The organism is Shewanella sp. (assembly GCF_051658185.1).
In the GTDB taxonomy this organism is placed as follows: domain Bacteria; phylum Pseudomonadota; class Gammaproteobacteria; order Enterobacterales; family Shewanellaceae; genus Shewanella.
The window spans coordinates 1-1,957 of sequence record NZ_JBOFMC010000376.1 but is presented as its reverse complement, the minus strand read 5'-3'; the positions used below and the strand labels follow the sequence as shown (position 1 = coordinate 1,957).

The 1,957-nt window shown below is 49.6% G+C and carries 3 protein-coding genes, 1 tRNA gene and 1 rRNA gene; 4 read left to right on the top strand and 1 reads right to left on the bottom strand.

What is annotated here, in order from left to right:
* The first annotated feature begins 13 nt into the window (after positions 1-13).
* The 4 genes from rrf to ACRCZA_RS14145 all read left to right on the top strand — a co-directional run bounded on the left by rrf (position 14) and on the right by ACRCZA_RS14145 (position 1,195).
* Positions 14-129, top strand: a 5S ribosomal RNA gene (gene rrf / locus ACRCZA_RS14160).
* Positions 130-165: 36 nt separating this feature from the next.
* Positions 166-242: transfer RNA gene (locus ACRCZA_RS14155), tRNA-Asp, on the top strand.
* A 207-nt stretch (positions 243-449) separates the two neighbouring features.
* Positions 450-701 carry a YkgJ family cysteine cluster protein gene (locus ACRCZA_RS14150; RefSeq protein ID WP_438675051.1) on the top strand — a complete coding sequence of 84 codons (252 nt, stop codon included), beginning with the start codon at positions 450-452 and terminating at the stop codon, positions 699-701.
* 38 nt (positions 702-739) lie between these two features.
* Positions 740-1,195 (top strand): Rrf2 family transcriptional regulator, encoded by a 456-nt coding sequence (locus ACRCZA_RS14145; protein WP_438675050.1) that lies wholly within the window; start codon positions 740-742, stop codon positions 1,193-1,195.
* On the opposite strand, the gene ACRCZA_RS14140 is transcribed toward ACRCZA_RS14145, so the two are convergent.
* Positions 1,170-1,922, bottom strand: coding sequence for a divergent polysaccharide deacetylase family protein (locus ACRCZA_RS14140; RefSeq protein ID WP_438675049.1), 753 nt, complete (start codon positions 1,920-1,922; stop codon positions 1,170-1,172). The two genes, ACRCZA_RS14145 and ACRCZA_RS14140, sit on opposite strands and share 26 nt — an antisense overlap.
* Between the last annotated feature and the right edge of the window lie 35 nt (positions 1,923-1,957).

Here is a 1,957-nt window from a genome sequence, read left to right as displayed (position 1 = left end):
TACACCGAATATGCTTGGTGACAATAGCATTGTGGAACCACCTGACTCCATCCCGAACTCAGAAGTGAAACGCAATTGCGCCGATGGTAGTGTGGGGTCTCCCCATGTGAGAGTAGGGCATCGCCAAGCGCCTAATTTAGGTTAACGTGTAGACGTTAAGCTAAAGGAGCGGTAGTTCAGTTGGTTAGAATACCGGCCTGTCACGCCGGGGGTCGCGGGTTCGAGTCCCGTCCGCTCCGCCAACATTCAGAGAAAGCCTCATCGAAAGATGAGGCTTTTTTCGTTTTGGCTTGTTTACCTTGTCAGCTCGTCCTTGTGAAGTGCTTAGGGGTAACGGTATGGTATCTTTTATCATCATGCCGCTTGTGCGCCACTTGGCACTATTGAGCCGTTACCCTACTAGATAACAAATTGTAAGGTATAATCTTTTCTTCTTCGTGGGCAACTAAATGAATTGTCGTCAAGGTTGTGGTGCATGTTGTATTGCGCCCTCTATTAGCAGCGAGATCCCCGGTATGCCTCAGGGTAAGCCTGCGGGAGTGCGGTGCGTACAGTTGAGTGATGATAATTTATGCTTGATTTTTGGTTCTGCCGATCGTCCCGCTGTGTGCCATGAGTTTGATGCGTCTGTGGATGTATGTGGTCATTCTAATGAAGAGGCGTACTGGTTGATCACAAACCTTGAATCCCAAACGTCCTGAGTTTACTGAGTCCTGAGTTTATTGCTGATAGGTGAATTATGCAGTTAACACGTTATACCGATTTTGGTGTTCGCACGCTGATGTATCTGGCAATTCAGCCCGATAGAACGACCTTATTTAGGATTGCTGAAATTACTCAAGTTTTTGATTTATCGCCAAATCATGTATCTAAAATTGTGCATCACTTAGGCAAACTGGGGTATCTTGAGACGATTCGCGGCAAAATGGGTGGTTTTCGCTTGGGTATGCCTGCAAGCGAGATCAATGTAGGGCAGTTGGTGCGAGCGCTGGAGAATTCGTTAGCGCCGATAGATTGCACTAAACCTTATTGTCGGTTTACACCTGCTTGCCAGCTTAAAGGGGTGTTGGCTCAGGCGGTTGAGGCCTATTTAAACGTGTTGGATCAATACACCTTGAAGGATGTGGTGAGCAATAGTGGTGAGTTGTTGGCGTTGTTGCCCGATATGTCTATTCCTGTCTTGCAGTTAGATTAGCTTCCAGATTATCGGTTAGCGCAATCGGCAGTAAGCTTGACACCGGCACTAGCTCAATCCCGGCCGCCGCCAGCCGTATTAAGTTGACCTTTAAAAAACGAATGGTTTCGGGGTAGGGATGTGCTATCGCCACTAACTGACCTTGGGCCAGCGCCTTGGCCATCATCTGCGTAAATTGCCTTTCTAAAGCCGCATCGCTGATATCATTATCCAAAAACAGTTGGCGCCGCAGCACGGGGACGCCCACCTGCTCAGCTTGTTCTCCTGCTTTTGTTTGTTGTGTCGTCCTGCTATCGACAAAATACAGCTGTTTTTGCTTGAGGCTTTCCATCACCCAGCGCATTGGTTCATCGAGTTGTGTCAGTAGACTCCCCATGTGATTGTTGACCCCTTGGGCGCAGGGAATGCTGGCTATCGCGGCGAAAACGGCTGCTTGGACCTGCGCTTTATTCATAGTCTCTGTTAACCCCAAGGGGCCTAGGGCTTTGCCATTAAGGGCTTGCATGGGCAAGTGCAGCATGATTTCGTGGCCGCTGGCTAGCCCTGCTTGGGCAAGCTGTTCGCTGTGTGGGGCGAGAGGGAGGACCGACAGGGTGACGGCGCCGGGGAGTTCAAGCGCCGTGTTATCGGTGTGTCGATAACCGAGGTCATCGATAATCAATGCTATTTTTGCCCCATAACATGGGGCGGCGAGGGCCAGCAAGGTCAATATTGGTAGAAGGCGCACTGGATTTTATGTTTTTCCTTGTGTTATTGGGTCGC